This window comes from Halobacterium jilantaiense (assembly GCF_900110535.1).
Lineage (GTDB): Archaea > Halobacteriota > Halobacteria > Halobacteriales > Halobacteriaceae > Halobacterium > Halobacterium jilantaiense.
Genome location: NZ_FOJA01000001.1, coordinates 1436563 through 1454460, shown reverse-complemented (window position 1 = coordinate 1454460; position 17898 = coordinate 1436563). Strand labels below are relative to the sequence as shown.

Annotated in this window: 16 protein-coding genes and 1 tRNA gene; 5 read left to right on the top strand and 12 right to left on the bottom strand. The window is 66.8% G+C overall.

Annotated features, from left to right (window positions below):
• Positions 1–70: 70 nt before the first annotated feature.
• The gene (locus BMW35_RS07465) at positions 71–835 is read left to right on the top strand and encodes a DUF5781 family protein (protein WP_089668737.1); all 765 of its coding nucleotides are present in this window, start codon (positions 71–73) and stop codon (positions 833–835) included.
• A 12-nt stretch (positions 836–847) separates the two neighbouring features.
• Here the strand turns inward: BMW35_RS07465 and BMW35_RS07460 are convergent, their stop codons facing one another.
• The 9 genes from BMW35_RS07460 to BMW35_RS07420 all read right to left on the bottom strand — a co-directional run bounded on the left by BMW35_RS07460 (position 848) and on the right by BMW35_RS07420 (position 11923).
• Positions 848–2266, bottom strand: a complete 1419-nt coding sequence (locus BMW35_RS07460) for a PQQ-dependent sugar dehydrogenase (RefSeq protein WP_089668736.1) — start codon at positions 2264–2266, stop codon at positions 848–850.
• A gap of 145 nt (positions 2267–2411) precedes the next feature.
• Positions 2412–3026 carry a 30S ribosomal protein S7 gene (locus BMW35_RS07455; RefSeq protein ID WP_089668735.1) on the bottom strand — a complete coding sequence of 205 codons (615 nt, stop codon included), beginning with the start codon at positions 3024–3026 and terminating at the stop codon, positions 2412–2414.
• 3 nt (positions 3027–3029) lie between these two features.
• Complete coding sequence (locus BMW35_RS07450; RefSeq protein ID WP_089668734.1) at positions 3030–3458, bottom strand: 30S ribosomal protein S12; 429 nt, start codon at positions 3456–3458, stop codon at positions 3030–3032.
• 311 nt (positions 3459–3769) lie between these two features.
• On the bottom strand, positions 3770–4195 hold the full coding sequence (locus BMW35_RS07445) for a NusA-like transcription termination signal-binding factor (RefSeq protein ID WP_089668733.1): 426 nt from the start codon (positions 4193–4195) through the stop codon (positions 3770–3772).
• Entirely contained in the window at positions 4195–5385 is a 1191-nt protein-coding gene (gene rpoA2, locus BMW35_RS07440; protein WP_089668732.1) for a DNA-directed RNA polymerase subunit A'', read from the bottom strand. The genes BMW35_RS07445 and rpoA2 overlap by 1 nt, the downstream gene beginning before the upstream one ends.
• The gene (locus BMW35_RS07435) at positions 5378–8296 is read right to left on the bottom strand and encodes a DNA-directed RNA polymerase subunit A' (protein ID WP_089668731.1); all 2919 of its coding nucleotides are present in this window, start codon (positions 8294–8296) and stop codon (positions 5378–5380) included. Before BMW35_RS07435 ends, rpoA2 begins: the two co-directional genes overlap by 8 nt.
• On the bottom strand, positions 8296–10122 hold the full coding sequence (gene rpoB, locus BMW35_RS07430) for a DNA-directed RNA polymerase subunit B (RefSeq protein ID WP_089668730.1): 1827 nt from the start codon (positions 10120–10122) through the stop codon (positions 8296–8298). Before rpoB ends, BMW35_RS07435 begins: the two co-directional genes overlap by 1 nt.
• A 1-nt stretch (position 10123) precedes the next feature.
• The gene (locus tag BMW35_RS07425; RefSeq protein ID WP_089668729.1) at positions 10124–11695 is read right to left on the bottom strand and encodes a DNA-directed RNA polymerase subunit B''; all 1572 of its coding nucleotides are present in this window, start codon (positions 11693–11695) and stop codon (positions 10124–10126) included.
• Complete coding sequence (locus tag BMW35_RS07420) at positions 11696–11923, bottom strand: DNA-directed RNA polymerase subunit H (protein WP_089668728.1); 228 nt, start codon at positions 11921–11923, stop codon at positions 11696–11698.
• Positions 11924–12102: 179 nt separating this feature from the next.
• Between BMW35_RS07420 and BMW35_RS07415 the strand changes: the two genes are divergently transcribed.
• Positions 12103–12175, top strand: a tRNA-Asp gene (locus tag BMW35_RS07415).
• A gap of 95 nt (positions 12176–12270) precedes the next feature.
• The gene (locus tag BMW35_RS07410; RefSeq protein ID WP_089668727.1) at positions 12271–12693 is read left to right on the top strand and encodes a group I intron-associated PD-(D/E)XK endonuclease; all 423 of its coding nucleotides are present in this window, start codon (positions 12271–12273) and stop codon (positions 12691–12693) included.
• 31 nt (positions 12694–12724) lie between these two features.
• Here BMW35_RS07410 and artA read toward each other — a convergent pair whose 3' ends face one another.
• Positions 12725–13642, bottom strand: coding sequence for an archaeosortase A (artA, locus tag BMW35_RS07405; RefSeq protein ID WP_089668726.1), 918 nt, complete (start codon positions 13640–13642; stop codon positions 12725–12727).
• A 203-nt stretch (positions 13643–13845) separates the two neighbouring features.
• Here artA and BMW35_RS07400 point away from each other — a divergent pair, with 203 nt between their 5' ends.
• On the top strand, positions 13846–14661 hold the full coding sequence (locus BMW35_RS07400; RefSeq protein ID WP_089668725.1) for a molybdopterin synthase: 816 nt from the start codon (positions 13846–13848) through the stop codon (positions 14659–14661).
• A gap of 44 nt (positions 14662–14705) precedes the next feature.
• On the opposite strand, the gene ubaA is transcribed toward BMW35_RS07400, so the two are convergent.
• Complete coding sequence (gene ubaA, locus BMW35_RS07395; RefSeq protein WP_089668724.1) at positions 14706–15554, bottom strand: SAMP-activating enzyme E1; 849 nt, start codon at positions 15552–15554, stop codon at positions 14706–14708.
• 110 nt (positions 15555–15664) lie between these two features.
• Between ubaA and moaA the strand changes: the two genes are divergently transcribed.
• A complete protein-coding gene (gene moaA, locus BMW35_RS07390; RefSeq protein WP_089668723.1) occupies positions 15665–16765 on the top strand; it encodes a GTP 3',8-cyclase MoaA in 1101 nt (366 codons plus the stop codon).
• Positions 16766–16806: 41 nt separating this feature from the next.
• Here the strand turns inward: moaA and BMW35_RS07385 are convergent, their stop codons facing one another.
• Positions 16807–17826, bottom strand: a complete 1020-nt coding sequence (locus BMW35_RS07385; protein WP_089668722.1) for an ATP-binding protein — start codon at positions 17824–17826, stop codon at positions 16807–16809.
• Positions 17827–17898 lie beyond the last annotated feature (72 nt).

The following is a 17898-nucleotide window of genomic DNA, read 5'->3' as shown; positions in this document are numbered from 1 at the left end:
CCGGAACGACCCAGCCGGGGCTGCTGGGGTCGTAAGAGTCTTTGCCGCCACTCCCCTGTCAAATAGTATCATGGAGTTGCGCGTGACCGGTGCCGGCCCGGCTGCCCCGTTTCTGGGCGCCCGCGACGTCTTCGAGACCAGCCACGACCTCGACCACCCCGTCGAGGTCCGTGTCCGCGAGAACCCGGACGAACGCACGTGGGCCGGTCACCACGACGACCACCACGTCCTCAACATCTCTCGGCAGGCCGCCACGTCCGCGATGGCGCGCGAGCTCGCGCTCCACGAGTTCGCGCACATGCACCACCACGAGCGCGACCACCCGAGTCACACCTTCTCGATGGACGAAGTGCTGTTCCTCGCACTCACCGGCCGTGAGGTCGAACGCCGCGTCCTCACGCACTGCTACCAGATCGCGAACCACGTCAAGGACATCTACGCCGACGACATCACGCTCTCCGTCGGCCCGACGGACAAACTCCGGTCGTTCCTCGAATCTGAGCTTGCAGCCGCCGTCGCGGACCAGCCGGTCGGCCGCCAGCAGGCCGGCCAGCGACTCACGGCCGGTGCTGACCCGTCGATGACCGCGGTCAACGCCGCGTTCGCCATCGCACTGCTCGAACGCCACGACGCCCTCCCGGCAGACCACCGGCTGTACGACCTCGCGCACGCCGCCGGCCAGGACGCCCCGGGCGTCGACGTCGAGGCGTTCCGTCGGCGGTTCGTCGAACTGGGCAGCGACCCCGACGAGAGCGAGTGCCGGCGCGGCCTCGTCGACGTCATCCGCGAGTACGTCGACACCCACGACACCACTACGGGCCCCGCCGCCGACTGATGGCCGACGCAGCTACGCCGGCGTGATGCGCACCAGCCGGTCGTCGGCCTCCCGCGGGAACTGGTCGCCCTTCGCGCGGCCGTCCCGGTTCGACGTCACCGCGTACAGCGCGCCGTCCGGTCCCTGTTCGATGTGCCGAATGCGGCCGAGTTCGTCCGCCAGCGTCGTGTGGTGGACTGCGCTGTAGTCGGCGTTCATCCAGTCGGCGTCGAAGCGCTGACCACCGTTGCCGGCCGACGCCGGTTCGCCGTCGGTCGGGTAGACGGTCACAATGTTGATGCGCTGGGAGCTCAGGCCGCCGACGAGCAGCCGGTTCTGCCAGGACGGAACCGCGTCCCCAGTGTAGAACACCGCGCCCGGCGGTGCCCACGTCTTCTCCGTGTTCACGACCGGGCGCGCGTAGTCACTGCCACGGTACGTCTCGGCCCTGCGTGCACGCTCGCCTTTCGGACCCCACCCGTAGTTCTCCCCGGCTTCCAGTACGTTCACTTCGTCGTGGGCCGACGGCCCGTGTTCCGTCTCCACGGGCGTCGTGTCCGGCATGAACGTGATGCCCTGCGGGTTCCGGTGGCCGTAGGTGTACACTCGCGGGTCGCCACCGACGGCGGGGTTGTCCGCGGGCGCGGTCCCGTCCGGCTTGAGTCGGAGCACTTTCCCCGCGAGCGACGACGTGTCCTGCGGCAGCGGCTTGTCGGTCCCGAGGTCGGGATTGACCGACGCGGCGTCACCCGTCGTCACCCACAGGTAGTTCTCCGGACCGAACGCGAGCCGTGCGCCGTTGTGGATAATCTCGTTGCCCGGGATACCGTCGATGACGACCGTCTCCGTCTCCCCGGGGTCGTCCGCGGAGACGTCGAAGTACGAGAGCCGATTGACGAAGTCGTCGCCACCGGACACCGCAGGTTCGTCTTTCCGGGTGTAGATGGCGTACACGAGCGGCACGTCCGGGTAGTTCGGGTGGACTGCCAGCCCCATCAGTCCGCCCTCGCTGCCGGCCTCCCACCAGCCGCCCTCCTCGCCGGGCGCAATCGAGTCGGCGTGGTCGATCACGTCGGGAGTCGCGACCGTCTCCATGTCGTCGGCGCTGTACCGCGATATCCGGCCGACGCGCTCGGTGATGAAGAGGTCGCCGTTCGGCGCGAATGCGAGGTCCCAGGGAATCTTCAGGCCCTCGATGACGGTCTCCGTCGTCACGTCTAGCTCCGGTGGGTCTACGGGATGTTTCCACTCGGGGTCGTACTCCGTCCAGTTCTCGGCGTCGTGTGTGACGGCGAGGTCGTACTGGTCGTCGTCGACCGGGTCCACTGACGTCTGCGGCGTCGTTTCGGAGGGCGTCGCCTCGTCGGAATCCCCGAAGGACGTACAGCCGGCGACACTCGTCAGGCCGGCCAGCCCCAGGGAAGCGAGGAACGTACGGCGGTTACTGCGCATACACCCCCCAATACGTCAGGCCTCCGTTAACTGTTTTCAGGTATGTGTCTGCACCGTCGCGCGGACGCATCGCTGTTCAGTCGAGAGCGCGCCAAGCGGAATCGCGCGAGAGCGGACTCGGCTCGGCGAGAAACGAGACGGCGTGTTAGCGTGCCGCGGCGGCGACGCGTTCCTTCTCTTCTTTCTGACCGATGGCGTACGTCTGGACGTTGTAGTCGGCCGCGCCGACGAGCTGGTTCGCCAGCGCCTCGGCGGCGTCCGTCGGCGTCTTGAACGACGACGAGTGCGCGCCGTCGGCGAGGAACTTCAGGGCCTGGTCGACGCGGCGCTGCGGAGCCGTGTCGACGGCCTGCGGGACCGAGATGCCACCGTACTTCAGGCGCACGGTCTCCTCTCGGGGGGCCGCGTTCTCCACCGCGCTCACGAGCACCTGAATCGGGTTCTCGTCGGTGCGCTCGTGGACGATGTCGAAGGCGTCGCGAACAATCTGCAGGGCCTGCTGCTTCTTCCCCGCGTTCGCGCCCGTCTTCATCAGACGGTTCGCGAGCCGCTCGACGATGGAGAGCTCGCTCTTCTTGAACTGCTTCTGCGCGTGGCGGCCCATCGTGTGCGCGACAGGCGTTACAGCGAGGTAGCGTCGCGTGCTCGGGTCCTCGTACTGAATGCCGGTGGTCTCCCACTTGCCGAACAGCAGCGCGTTCACTTCCTCGTCGTCGGTCCCGGCCGGGGCGTCCGGCTCGGGGGCTTCGTCCTCACTCATGTGTTATCGCACCGGCTTCTCCGCGTTCCCGCGAACCAGTTCGATGAGGCTCACGCCGTTGACCTTCTCGACCTTGTAGTTCACACCGGAGAGGTCGCCCATCGCACGACCCTTCGCCCCACCGATACCGGCGATGGTGACTTCGTCGTGCTCGTCGATGAACGAGATTGCGCCGTCACCGGGACAGAACGCAGTGACCTGCTTCCCGTTCTTGATGAGCTGCACCCGAACGCACTTCCGAATCGCGGAGTTCGGCTGCTTGGCTTCGATGCCGACCTTCTCTAGTACGATGCCACGCCCCTGCGGGGCTCCCTCGAGGGGGTCGGACTTCTTACCGAGCCCCCGCTCTCGCCGCGCGTACTCCGAATCGGACCACCGGCGCTTCTGGCGGTCCTTCTTGAGTTTGCGAGCGGCGTACTTGCCGTTCGTCATACAGCCGAATATCCCACGGAGGCACTTAAGCCCGACCTTTTCCGCTGCGCGAGCGGCTGACACCAGTCGTCTGTTCACGGGCTGCTTTGCCGCCCGTTCGCACGGCCAGCGAGACCGCTGGTCTCGCTCGACCCGGCAAAACCTCGGCCAAAGTCACCGTCGAACCCCCAGTCGGGGGTTCTCGGCCCCCGCGCTCCCTGCGTTCGCGGAGCGAACCGACGACTGAACGGAGCGAAGCGAAGTGACGGAGGAGTGCTTTTGATGTCGGTTTTGCCGAGGGCGCGCGGAGCGCGCCCGCAGCGCAAAAGCGCCTACGTGAGCTGGATGTCGTCGATGCCGTAGTGGCGTTCGGCCAGCTCCTTGGCGGTCTGGATGTTCCTGCCGTTCGAGCCGATGGCGACGCCCTTGTCGTCGTGGGCGACCTCGGCGTAGGCGACCGTGGTGTCGTTCTCGCTGATAGTGACGTTGTAGACCGCCGCGGGGGAGAGCGCGTTCGCGACGAACCCCTCCGGGGTCGGTGCGTCCTCGACGAGGACGACGGTACGGCCGAGTTTGTCCTGGAGCTCTTCGACGCGGCTGCCGCCCTCGCCGATAGCCGACCCCATCTCGCCCGCGGCGACGACGTAGACGACGCGGTCGTGGTCGTCGTCGACGACGCAGTCGACGGCGGTCGCGTCGGTCTCGTCCTCGAAGGCGGCGATGAGGCGGCGGGCTTCGTCGGAGAGCCGGACTGTCATCAGTCGGATTCGGTGATGCCCATTCGGAGGTCGACGTCGCCGGTGCCGAGCCGCACGGGCTTCCCGACGATGACGTTCTCGATGACGCCGTCGAGGTCGTCGCTCTCGCCGTAGATCGCAGCGTCGAGCAGGTGGTTGACGGTGACCTCGAAGGCGGCGCGCGCGAGCACGGAGTCCTTGTTGCCGGAGATGCCGTGCCGGCCGATGGACTGGATGGTGCCGTCGTTGGTCATGATGTCCGCGACCAGCATCAGGTGGCGGATGTTCACGTCGCCGAGCCCCTGTTCTTCGAGGGTGTTCATCGTCTCGTTGATGATGGCTTCCCGCGCGGCCTCGATGCCGAGGGTCTTGTGGACCTCGTGGATGTTGTTGCACGACGTCCGGGTGGCGTCGACGCCCTCGATCTTGAGGGCTTTCTTGAACGCGGAGCCCTCGGTGTAGAGGACGAACTCCTCGCTGTCGCCGATCTCTTCGCGACGAATGACGACGCGGCTCACGTCCTCGATGCCCTTGAAGACGATTTCGCGGAGCTGCTCGACGAGCTGCAGGAGCTCGCGGTAGGACGGCTCGCTCGGGCCGAACTCGAGGACGGTGCCGTCCTGCGTGACCGTCACGCCGAGGCTGCCCTCGATGGTCTCGGCGACCTCGCCCGCGATTTCGGTGGTGGAGTCGACGCGCGGCCAGCGTTCCTGGAGCGTGTCCTCGTTGAGGTCGATGCGGACGACCATGTCCGCGACGTTCGTGGAGATGTCACCGAGCGCGAGGATGCGCGTCGCCTCGATCTCCCAGACGACCTCGTGGGCGCGCTCGCGTTTCTCGGCGTACTCGTCCTCGAGGTACACCTCCATGACAGGCGTGTCCGGGGTCTTCCGGGCGTCCACGAGCTCGATGAGTCGCGGCAGCCCCTGCGTGACGTCCATCTCCGCGACGCCCGCGTAGTGGAACGTGTTCATCGTCATCTGCGTCCCCGGCTCCCCGATGGACTGGGCGCTGACGGTGCCGACCGGGTCGAGGGGGTCGACGCGCGTGTCGATGTACTGCGCCTCGACGGCGGTCGCAATCTCTCGGGCTTGCCCTTTCGTGACGTCTCGCTCCTCGGCGGTGGCGAGCACGCGGTCTTTCAGGCGTCGCGGGAGTTCGGTGTCCTCGATGACCTCGTGGACGCCGTCGGTGACGTCGAATTCAGTCATCCGACTCCACCTCCCAGGACGCGCCGTGCTCGGAGAGGTTCGTCGGCGGCTCCTGCACGTCGAGGAACTCGGACTTCTCGGTGTCGCTGTCGAACTCGGAGTTCAGGATGCGGTCGGCGACGTGCTCGACGTCGATGTCGACGTCCTCGTCGGAGGACACCTGCACGGGACTGGTGCCGTCCTCGCCGAACTCGAACTGGACGATGGTGTCGCTGGTGTCCCGGACGGTGCCGTCGTACTGGGTCTCCAGCTCGGACAGCGCGTTGATGAGCCGGCGCTGCAGGTAGCCGGACTTCGACGTCCGGACTGCGGTGTCGACCAGGCCCTCGCGGCCACCCATCGCGTGGAAGAAGAACTCCTTCGGGGTCAGACCGCTCGTGTAGGAGTTCTCCACGAAGCCGTGGGCTTCACTGGAGAGGTCGTTCGGCTCGAAGTGCGAGAGGGTGCGGTCCTCGTACCCGCGGTTGATGCGCTCGCCACGGACTGCCTGCTGCCCGACGCAGCCGGCCATCTGGGTGAGGTTCAGCATCGACCCACGCGCGCCGGAGTTCGCCATGACGACCGCGGGGTTGTCCTCGTCGAAGTTCTCTTCGGCGACGTCACCCGCGGAGTCGCGGGCCTTCCCGAGGGTCTGCATGATCTTCATCTCCAGCGTCTCGTCGACGGTGCGGCCCGGCAGGCTCTCGAGGTCCCCGTTCTCGTAGGTCTCGATGAGCTCCTGGACGCGGTCGTAGGCGGACTCGATGGCTTCGTCGATGCGTTCGCGGGCCTCCGTCGACACCGTCTCGTCGTCGATGCCGATGGAGAACCCGAAGTGCATGATCGAGCGCATCGCGAGCGCCGCGACCTCGTTGATGAAGATGCGCGAACGCGTGTTCCCGTGGACCTTCGTGATGGTGTCGACGATCTCGCCGCCGAAGCCGCCGACCTCGTCCTCGGCGATGGTGCCCTCGACGAGCTGGCCGTCCTCGATGACGACCGGCTCGCCCGTGGTTCCCGTGAACTCGAGGTTGAGGTCGTCGGGCAGCAGCTCGCTGAAGAGCTGACGGCCCTCCCAGTACGGCTCGCCGGTCTCCTCGTCGGTGCCGGCCGGCTCCGGCAGCTCGTCGATGCGGGTCTGCCGGAGCAGGTCGGAGGCCTGCGTCTCGTTGAACGTCGGGTTGGTGTTCGTCAGCAGGTACGTCCCGCTGATGTGGTCCTGAATGGCACCGATGATGTTCCCGCCGAACCGCGGCGAGAGAATCTGCTCCTGAACGCGCATCAGGACGCGGGCTTCCGCGCGCGCCTCCTCGTTCTGGAGGGCGTGCATGTTCATCTCGTCGCCGTCGAAGTCGGCGTTGTACGGCGGACAGACGACAGTATTCAGGCGGAACGTCTTGTACGGCATCACCACGACCTCGTGGGCCATGATGGACATCCGGTGCAGCGATGGCTGCCGGTTGAAGATGATGATGTCGCCGTCGATGAGGTGGCGCTGGACCTCCCAGCCGGGCTCGACGCGCTCGGCGAGCTCCTCACACACCTTCTCCGTGACGCGCACGCGGCGGCCGTCGGGTCGCGTGACGTAGTTCGCGCCCGGGTGGCCCTCGGGGCCGTTCCGGACGTAGCGTCGCGCCCGCTCGAGGTTGCCCTCGTTGACGACCATCGTCTGGGTCATCTCGGTCGCGACGCGGTCGGGGACCCCGACCTCGTTCAGCGACAGCGTGGGGTCCGGGCTGATGACGGTCCGCGCGGAGAAGTTCACGCGCTTCCCGGACAGCGACCCGCGGAAGCGGCCCTCCTTGCCCTTGAGGCGCTGGGAGAGCGTCTTCAGGGGGCGGCCCGAACGGTGGCGGGCCGGCGGCGTCCCCGAGATCTCGTTGTCCATGAACGTCGTGACGTGGTACTGCAGCAGCTCCCAGAGGTCCTCGATGATGAGCTGTGGCGCACCCGCCTCGCGGTTCTCCATGAACCGCTGGTTGATGCGGATGATGTCCACGAGCTTGTGCGTGAGGTCGTCCTCGCTGCGCTGGCCGTTGTCCAGCGTAATCGAGGGCCGCGCCGTCACCGGCGGGACCGGGAGGACGGTCAGAATCATCCACTCGGGGCGGCTGCGTTCGGCGTCCACGCCGAGCGCGCCAAGGTCCTCGCCGGGGATGTCCTCGAACCAGTCCCGGATGTCCGACGGCATGAGCTTGTTCATGTCCTCGGTCGTGAGGTCCGCGCCGATGGCCGCCTCGATGGCCTCGCGGTCCTCGCGCCGCGGCCGGAACTCGCCGGAGAGAATCTCGTTGATGCGGCTGATGTCGATGTCCGTCTCCTCGGAGAGCTCTTGGGGGCTGATGCCCGCGTCGTCCTCGTCCTCGTCGGGCTGCATCGACGCCGCGATGCGCTCGCTGTAGTCGGAGGCCAGCACCTGCTGGACCTCGTAGTACGTGGTCGGCTTCTCGTGCTTGATGTCGTACTGGACTTCCCCGCAGTGCGGGCAGTGGTCCTTCTTCCGGGCCTCGCGGATGGCCGCCGTCATCACGTCGGAGACGTCCTGCCGGAGGCTCCGCGTGCGGTCGAGGTCCTCTCGGTACTCGTCTTTCTCCTCCTCGGTGAGCAGGAGGTTCGCGCACTCGCGACACGTCCCGCGCAGGAGGCGACGGATGAGCTTCGAGAACCCGACGTGGATGACTGGCGCAGCCAGCTCGATGTGGCCGAAGTGGCCGTTGCAGCTCCCCGAGCGCTGCCCGCAGGTCTTGCACTCCAGGCCGGGGTCGATGACGCCCAGCCGCGGGTCCATCAGGCCCATGTCGATGGGGAAGCCGTCGTCGTCGTACGTGTCCGCCGTGATGACCTTCGTGGCGGACATGTCTCGGTACTCCTCGGGGTCCATCAGCCCGAAGCTGATTTCGCCGATCTCCTTGGGGGCTTGGCCTGCACTCATTATACTGCGTCCTCCAGTTCGAGGCGCGGCGCGATGCCGAGCGCCTTCATCTCGTCGAGCAGGAGCTTGAACGCGTAGCTCATCTCGATGCTGTGCACGTCGGTCTCTTCTTCGCAGTTCGGACAGTACACGCGGCGCTGCTCGTAGTTCTCCACGGCCGTCATCCCGCAGTTCCCACAGACGTGGACCTCCTCGCGGTCCGAGGAGTCCAGCAGCCGCTCCTTGAGCACCATCGCGGCACCGTGCCCGATGACGGTGTCACGCTCCATCTCACCGACGCGGAGGCCACCCTCGCGGGCGCGGCCCTCGGTCGGCTGTCGCGTGAGCACCTGCACGGGGCCCTTGGAGCGAGCGTGAATCTTGTTCGACACCATGTGGTAGAGCTTGTGGTAGAAGATGGTGCCGACGAAGATCTCGGCCTCGATCTTCTCGCCGGAGACGCCGGAGTACAGCACCTCCTTGCCGGAGGATTTGAACCCGCGGTCTTCGAGCGTGCCGCGGATCTCGTCTTCGTCCTCGCCGGTGAACGGCGTGCCGTCGACGGAGCGCCCGTCGAGGCTGCCGGCCTTCCCGCCGAGCATCTCCAGCACGTGGCCGACCGTCATCCGGGACGGCAGCGCGTGCGGGTTCAGGACCAGGTCGGGCACCACGCCCTCCTGCGTGAACGGCATGTCCTCGTGGGGCGCGAGGTGGCCGACGACGCCCTTCTGGCCGTGGCGGCTCGCGAACTTGTCTCCGAGCTCCGGGATGCGCTCGTCGCGCACGCTGACCTTGGCGAGCTTCGAACCGTCCTCGCCCTCCATCAGCGTGACCGTGTCCACGACGCCGTCCTCGCCGGACCGCATCGTGACCGAGGTCTCGCGGCGCTTCTGCGGGCTGAGCCCGCCCATGTCCTCGGGTTCTTCGAGGAACCGCGGCGGACTCGTCTTCCCGAGCAGCACCGAGGAGTCGTCGACTTTCGTCTCGGGGTTGACGAGGCCGTCGTCGTCGAGGTGCGTGTACGCGTCCTCGCCGCGCGCGCCCCGCACGTCGTCGCCCGGAATCTCGAAGCGGTCCTCCTGACCGCCCGGGTAGCGGCGCTCCTCGCCCTCGTACGTGCGGAAGAAGTGCGAGCGGGAGAGCGCGCGCTCGACGGACCCCTTGTTCATGACGAGGGCGTCCTCGATGTTGAAGCCCTCGTAGGACATCACGGCGACGACGAAGTTCTGGCCCGCCGGCCGGTCGTCGTAGCCGATCTGCTTCGTCGTCTGGGTGTTCACCATCGCCTTCTGCGGGTAGTGCAGGAGGTGCTGGCGGGTGTCCGGCCGGATGCGGTAGTTCGCCGCCGGCAGACCCAGACTCTGTTTCATCATCCCCGCCCCCATCGTAATGCGGGGGCTCGCGTTGTGCTCGGGGTACGGAATCATCCCGGCACCGATGCCGAAGATGAGCTGCGGGTCGATTTCGAGGTGCGTGTGGTTGTCGGTGAGCTCCTCCTCGTCGACGCCCACGAGGATGTCTTCTTCCTCCTCGGCGTCGATGAACTCGACTTTCCCCTCGCGCACGAGGTCCTCGAACTCGATGTCGCCGCTCTCCAGCGCCTCGACTTCCTGCTGGGTGACGACGGGCTCGCCGTCCTCCACGACGAGCAGCGGGCGGCGGGCTCGGCCCGCGTCCGCGTTCACGATGACCTCGCCCGTTCGGTCTTTCACGGAGACGTTCACCATCTCGGAGACCTCCCCGCGGCGTCGCGCCTCCCGGATCTGTTCGGCGAGCTGTTCCGGGTTCTCGTGAGTCCCCACGAGGCTCCCGTTGACGTAGACTTTGGCTTCTCGTTCCGTGCTCATGTTAGTCGTCCGCGGGCGTGTTCGCTGTCGCGTCCGTGCTGATGCCCGGGATGCCCTCGACGCCCATCGAGGACAGCTCCCGCTTCAGTTCCCGCTCGTCGTCGACGTTCTGGGAGAGCTCCATCGCCTGCGCGAAGTTCTTCACCAGACCACAGTTCGGGCCCTCCGGCGTCTCGGAGGGACAGATGCGACCCCACTGGGTCGCGTGCAGGTCCCGCGCCTCGAAGTGCGGCTGGCTGCGGGACAGCGGACTCCGCAGGCGGCGCAGGTGACTGAGCACGCCCATGAAGTCGGTGCGGTCGACGAGCTGGCTCACCCCGGACCGGCCACCCACCCAGTTGCCGGTCGCGATCGGGTGTTCGAGCCGCTCGGTCAGCACGTCGGAGCGAACCACCGTGTTCACGGTGAGTTCGCGGTTCCGCATGTTCGCGCGTTCGAGCTGGTACTTCACGTCGCGCGCCAGCTTGTTCAGCGCCGTCCGGAACAGGTCCTTCATCAGGTCGCCGGAGACCTTCAGGCGCTTGTTCGCGTAGTGGTCTTTGTCGTCGGCCTCGCGGCGGTCGAGCGCGAGCTCGAAGCACGCTTCGGCCATCCGGCAGAGGTAGTACGCCTTGTTGATGCGGGTCTCCTCCTCCTCGACGCCGTCCTCGTGGAGGTGCGGCAGGAGGTAGCGGTCGATGACGTAGTTCGCTCGCTTCAGCTGGTAGTTCTTCCCCTGGCCGGAGGCGACGCGCTGCCCGAGGTCCTCGATGGCCTCCTCCTGGGTCTGGACGTCGGCCTCCTCCAGATTCTCCAGCATGAACTTCACGATTTCCGGGTCTTCGCTGACCCGGTGGACGATCTCCTCGTCGGATTCGAGGCCGAGCGCCCGCACGAGCGTGACGAAGCTGATCGAACCTGAGACCGAGGGGAACGACACTTCGAGCAGGCCTTCGCGGTTGCGTTCGACGAGCACCAGCGCGCGGTAGCCGCGGCGCTGACTGAACGTCTTCGCGACCTGAATCTCGTCGCCGTACTTCGAGTCGTACTCGGCGAGAATCTTGTTCGGCGCGAGGTCCTCGCTGGTCATCAGCACGCGCTCGCTGCCGTTGATGATGAAGTACCCACCCGGGTCGGCGGGGTCTTCGCCGATCTCGACGAGCTCGTCGTCGCTGAAGCCCGCGATGTTACACTTGTCGGAGCCCACCATGATGGGCATCCGGCCGACCTTCGTCTCGGTCGTGTCGAGGACGCGTTCCTCTTCTTCCTCGCCGCCCCGAACGATGCTCATCTCCATGAACACGGGCGCGGAGTACGTGATGTTCCGCAGACGCGCTTCCTGGGGGTACAGCAGCTCCTCGCTGCCGTCGGCCTCCCGGACGCGCGGCGTGACGGTGCGGACGTCGCCGAGTTCGACCCACACCGGTTCCTCTTCTTCCTTGTCGCCGATGTCCGTCTCGATCTTCTCCTTCTCGGTGACGACGTCCTGCATGCCGCGCTCGAGGAAGGAGTTGTACGAGCGGAAGTGGTGTTCGGCGAGGCGTTCCTTCGAGAAGTACGATTCGGACAGTTCGCGTTTGTCTTCCTGTTGCATCTATTCGATCACCAGTCGGTACACGATGGCTTCGTCTGTGGTTCGCGAGTCCCGGACGATTTTGACGACGTCGCCGACCGCCGCGTCGTCGGGTAGCGCCGGGTCCTTGCGCTTGATCTTCGGGAGTTCCGTGCGGTCGATCTCGTAATCTTCGAGCACCTCTTCGAGGTCGTCCTCGTCGAGAACCGTGTGCTCGGGCACGAGTTCGTGTTGGCTTACGTCTACCATGGGTGCATCTGGATGGGGGGAGAACTGACTCTCACGAGATACTACAGTGGGATTGCCGCCCGCAGCATTTAACTCTTGCCAACTTCAATGTGCCCGGACCACCCACGACACCACGGACCACACGACCCGCCGATTGGAAAGCCTTAAGAATACAACCCGGCTACGAATGAGTGCAGCCAGCCCGGATGGTGTAGTGGCCCATCATACAACCCTGTCACGGTTGTGACGCGGGTTCAAATCCCGCTCCGGGCGCTTTCTCCTTCGACGCCAACTTCGAAGCAACAGTCGTCAGCTTCCTATGGGTCCAATGCAATCCTCTTCAGTAGCGTAGGAGGTACTACACACCTTTGCCACGAGAGAACTCGAAACAGACGGGCGACGAGACCGAGGCTAGGATCCTCACAGAGCTCGTCGCATCTGGATACAGCGTATCAGTCCCCTTCGGAGACAACGACAAATACGATCTCATCGTTGACGATGGCGGGACTCTCCATCGAGTGCAATGCAAGACCGCCTGGGAGAACAAAAACGACACTATCCGATTCAACACTCACTCACAGACCACCAGAGAGGGAAGCTACCACGAACAGACGTACGAGGAAGCGGTTGACGCATTTGTCGTCCGGTACCCAAAGACGGACACTCTCTACTGGATAGATATCGACGACGCGACCGAGCAGAAGATGGAACTCCGCTTCTCGGCAGAGATTGACCACCCCTCTATTAACTGGGCTGTGGACTACGAATTTGGCGGCGATATTCCACGATAGCGACGAGCGGTATCGTCGTATCCTTGCCGCCTCAGTTCCGCTGTGCGAACCGTCCGGTGATGTCGTACTCGTTGCCGGTGGCGATGTACGCCACGTCCTCGATGATGCCACCGAGTTCCGGGACGATACGCAGCAACACGAGTGTCAACACCACGAGCACGACGACGGAGGCAGATTGCGCGAGCACGCGGTCGGCGAACAGGTACGACGCCATGTTCGGGTCGTCGCTCGGGAACAGCAGGAACACGGCATCTCGGACGAACTGGCCCTGGAACCACTGTTCGCCGTGCGCGACTGCGATGAACGACACGCGAACGAGGTTCATCGCGTAGATGAGCGGCGCTGCCAGCCCGACCGCCTGCAGCCGGCGTTTCAGTGGTGCGTCGACAGCGAGCGCCAGTCCCGCGACGATGCTGATGCTCCCGATACCCGTACACGCCAGCACGACGGTCGTCGGGAACCCCCAGGACTCGCCCGTGACCACGTGCTCGCCTCTGAACACGAACTGGGACTGGTAGCCGTGGTACTCCGGCGCGATCTGAATCGCCGGGTGGTAGCCGAACTGGCCCATCAGCCACGCCGCGTGGTCGGTCGTCGTCAGAATCGCCCACTTCTGGAGGGGTTGAATCGTCTGGAACGGGATGTAGATTAGCCCCATGATGGCGATCGAGCGCGTCAGGGTCTCCAGGTCTTTCCGCCCGGTCCCGACGAGGTACGCCGTGTAGAGACACGCCGGCACTGCCACTGCGGCGAGCACACCCTCGATGAGTGACTGCTGGGCGAACAGGAAGTGCTCCACGAGCAGCCCCCAGAACAGCGCGAACACCGCCCACGCCGAGACGGCCGCGTACCGCTGTAGTCGGTCGCGACCCCCGCGCGCCTCGACCAGGGCGCTCGTGGCGAACGCCGCGATCACGACCCACGCGAGCGCGTCAGTCAGCGCTGTCATTCGTGGCCGAAGCCAGGCGCGTGTCGAGTATAGGCGTGTTGGTGTGCCGCCGCCGAATCACGTACGGTATCGGTGCTGTCGCCGCCGAGCTATCACCGCTGTCGTCGGTATTCCCACAGGTGCGGCCGTGACTCGCCCGCAGCGCCAGCACCACTGGCCTCTGTCGGGCGAACCTTATCACGCCCGCGAGCCAACGGACGCCCATGAGAGCACTCGCGGTCGTCGGCCCGGACGACGCCGACCGCACAGCGGCCGTGGCCGACGTGGTCGACGCGCTCGAAGACCGTGGACGAGTTGCGACAGTACACCACCGAGACGGGGAACCCGACGACGCGCCCGCGTCCAGAGATGCCACGGCCGCCCCGCGGTCCGTCACGCTCGCTGCCGATGGCGTGTGGACGGCCAGCGGAGAGGGCCGCACGCTCGACGACGTTCTCGACGACCTCGCGCCCGAGTTCGACTACGTCGTCGTCCAGGGGTTCGAGAACACCGACCTACCGACGGTCGCACTCGGGAGCCACGACGCCGACGACCCCGCCGTGACCGCCGCGGACGCCGACGCGCTCGCCACCGACGCTGTCCTGGCGGCCGTCGCGGACGCCCCGGAGCGAGAAACCCTGAACTCGCTGGTCGCGGACGTCGAGGCCCACGCCGACAGCGAGTACGCCGGTGCCGTCGCTACCTTCACCGGGCGCGTGCGCGAGCGAGACAACCCAGAGGATGTACCGACGGAACACCTGGAGTTCGAGCGCTACGACACCGTCGCCGAGCAGCGCATGGCGACTATCCGCGAGGAGCTCTGCGCCCGCGACGGCGTCTACGATGTCCGCATGCACCACCGCACGGGCGTCGTTCCAGCGGGCGAGGACGTCGTCTTCGTGGTCGTGCTCGCGGGCCACCGCGACGAGGCCTTCGAGACTGTCTCGGACGGCATCGACCGTCTCAAAGACGAGGTGCCACTGTTCAAGAAGGAGGTCACCGTCGACGAGGCATTCTGGCGTCACGAGCGGCCCCAGTAACCTCGCTTCTCCTCGGAACCGGCCGCCTGCTCGACCGACGCCAGTCAGTTCTGCGAGGCTGCGGCTCCGTTCGCGTCGCCGATGGCACAGGAGTCGACGTACTCGACATCGTGTACAGAGTCGATTTCGGGGTCGTCGCCGCAGACCGGGCAGTCCGGGCGTTTCGACACCGCGAAGCTGTCGAACTCCATGTTCGACGCGTCGTAGAACAGCATCCGGCCGTCGAGCAGGTCGCCCTCGCCGAGCACCCACTTCACGGCCTCCGTCGCCTGGATGGATCCGACCGTCCCCGGGAGCACGCCGAGCACGCCGGCCGTCGAGCAGTCCGGCACGGTTCCCTCCGGTGGGGCTTCCGGGAACAGGCAGCGGTAGCACGGCGAGTCGTCGCCGCCTGCGAACGTCGTGACTTGTCCCTCGAAGCGGAAGATGGCACCGTGGGAGAACGGCACGCCCGCGAGCGTACACGCGTCGTTCACGAGGTATCTGGTCTGGAAGTTGTCCGTGCCGTCCACGACGAAGTCGTAGCCCGAAATCAGGTCCTCGACGTTCTCCGCGGTCACGCGCAGGTCGTGGGGCTGGACGTCCACGTCCGGGTTCCTGCTCTCGACGAATTCGGCCGCGCTCTGGACCTTCTTCCGGCCGATGTCGTCGACGCCGTGGATGGTCTGGCGCTGGAGGTTCGAGCGCTCCACGCTGTCGTCGTCGGCGACACCGAGCGTGCCGACACCCGCGGCGGCCAGGTACTGGAGGATGGGCGAGCCGAGGCCGCCCGCGCCCAGCACGAGCACGTCGGCGTCGAGAAGGGCCGCCTGCCCCTCGGGGCCGACGTCGTCCATGATGATGTGCCGGGAGTACCGGTCGAGTTGTGTGGAGTCGAGGTCCAGCCGGCTCATGGGCCCGCGTTGGCGTGAGCGGGGCAAAAGGCCACCGGGCACCCGGCGCGGAATTGCCGCAGTGTGGGGAGACTGTTTAACTGCGTCGAGTGCGACGTGGTACCAAGGCAATGCTACAGGACGACTTCGGACGGGACGTGTCCGGCGTCCGCGTCTCCCTCACAGACCGCTGTAACTTCGACTGCGTCTACTGCCACAACGAGGGCCTCGGAGACACCCGCGGTCCGATGGACCCCCGCGAGGACGAGCTCTCTACGGATCAGGTCGTCGCGTTCCTCGAAGTCGCCCACGAGTTCGGCGTCGACGCCGTGAAGTTCACCGGCGGGGAACCGATGCTCCGCCAGGACCTCGAAGAGATTGTCGCGCGCACCCCCGACGGCATGGAAGTCTCGATGACCACCAACGGCACCTTTCTCCCCGGTCGCGCCGAGGCCCTCGTGGACGCTGGCCTCGAGCGCGTGAACGTCTCTCAGGACGCCATGGACAAGGATGCGTTCGCCGAACTGACCCAGAGCGGGGCCTACGAGAAAGTCTTGGAGGGCGTGCAGGCCGCACTCGACGCCGGACTCGCGCCCGTCAAACTGAACATGGTCGTCTTCGAGCCGACCGCCGGCTACGTCCCGGAGATGGTCGACCACGTCGCCGAGCGCGACGGCCTCCAGCTCCAGCTCATCGAGTACATGCCCGAACTGGCGGGCCGCCCGGAGTGGGCCATCGACATCGACCGCGTCCACGACTGGCTGGAGGACCGTGCCGACCACGTCGAGACCCGCGAGATGCACGACCGCCGCCGCTACTGGGTGTCCAGCAGCGAGGACGACACCGACCTCGAACCCGAGGCGGCTGCCGCCGAGGGTGCCGCTGCCGCCGCCGACGGCGGTGCGAGCGTCGCGGCCGACGCGGACGCCGAGATGGCCGGCCGGGGGATGGTCGAAATCGTCGACCCCGTGGAGAATCCCCAGTTCTGCGCGAACTGCCACCGCGTTCGGCTCACCCACGACGGCTACCTCAAGGGCTGCCTGAACCGCAACGACGACCTCCGGTCTGTCGGGGAGACGAAGGCGTCGATGCGCGCGGCGTTTCGAGAAACGGTCGACAACAGGGTGCCGTACTACGGCGAGTACATGGTGCAGACCGAGGACGGCGGGTGGGAGGTCAACGACGAGTACCTCGACGTGGAGGGCGACCGCGACCCCTACGAGTACGAGTAGGACCACTCCGACCAGTAACACCTCGAACGGCCCCGTCTCACTCACCCGCTCGACGAGGCCGCGCTCGTCGCCGTGCTGCTGTCGCCACCGTGCTCCGTCTCGCGCTCCCGCACACGCACCGTACACACTGATTCCGTGGCGTCGTCGACGACGAGCGCGTCCCCCGTCCCGCGGGGAATTCTGTCGGCCAGTGACCCGGCGAGGTAGGTCGGCTGCACCGACGCGAGCGCCGAAACGTCGCGCTCGCTCGTCAGCCGGTGAGCGACCACGAGGTCTGACTGCGAGACGGCGGTCTCCGGGAGCGCGCTCGGCCGCTGGGTCGCCAGCACGACGCTCGCACCCGGCGCTCTCCCCCGGGTGTACAGCGTATCGACGGCGTCTCGCGCGGCCCCGGTCGCGCACGCGTGCGCCTCGTCTACGAGCAGCCACGGTAGCTGCGTCGCTCGGTCGCTCACCGCCACCTCGTACAACCCCGACGCGACCGCCGCCACCACCGCCTGGAGCGCGCGCCCCCGGTAGCCGGTCGCGTCCAGCACCGCTCCGCCGTCGAGCAGCGCTCTGGCGCTCGGCGCGTCCGGCCGGAAGCAGCCCCAGGACGCAGCGAGCGCGAGGTGGTTGCCGGCTCCCCGTCTGGCCGCTGGAGCGGCCTCGCAGTCCGCGACCCACGACCGCATGCCGTCGAGCGTCGATTCGGCGGCGGCCGCCCGCCAGACGAGCGTGCCCGCCGGACTGGCCGGGTCGAGGTCCAGCAGCACACACCACGCTCGGGGGTCGAGGGCGCTCGCTCGGACCCGCGGAACGACCACGTCTAGTCCGGCCGCACGCAGCCCCGTGAACGCCCCCATCGGGTCGACCACGACGGGCGCGACGCCGGGTGCGCCGGCCAGCCCCTCCGCGAGCACGCCGAGTGTGTGGGACTTACCGCTGCCGCGCTTGCCCACGACCACGCCCGCGTGGGGGCGGTCGAAGTCAAGCGCCACCCGAGCCCCCGTGCTGCCGTCCCGAGCCAGGTAGCGGCCGAGCCGTCCACACACCGCGCCGTCGCCGCCGAGCACGTCCATGGACCCGAGTGGTCCCGGCACCACACAAGAACTTTCGCGCGAGACTTCAAGAGGGAGGCCGGGACCAACCCC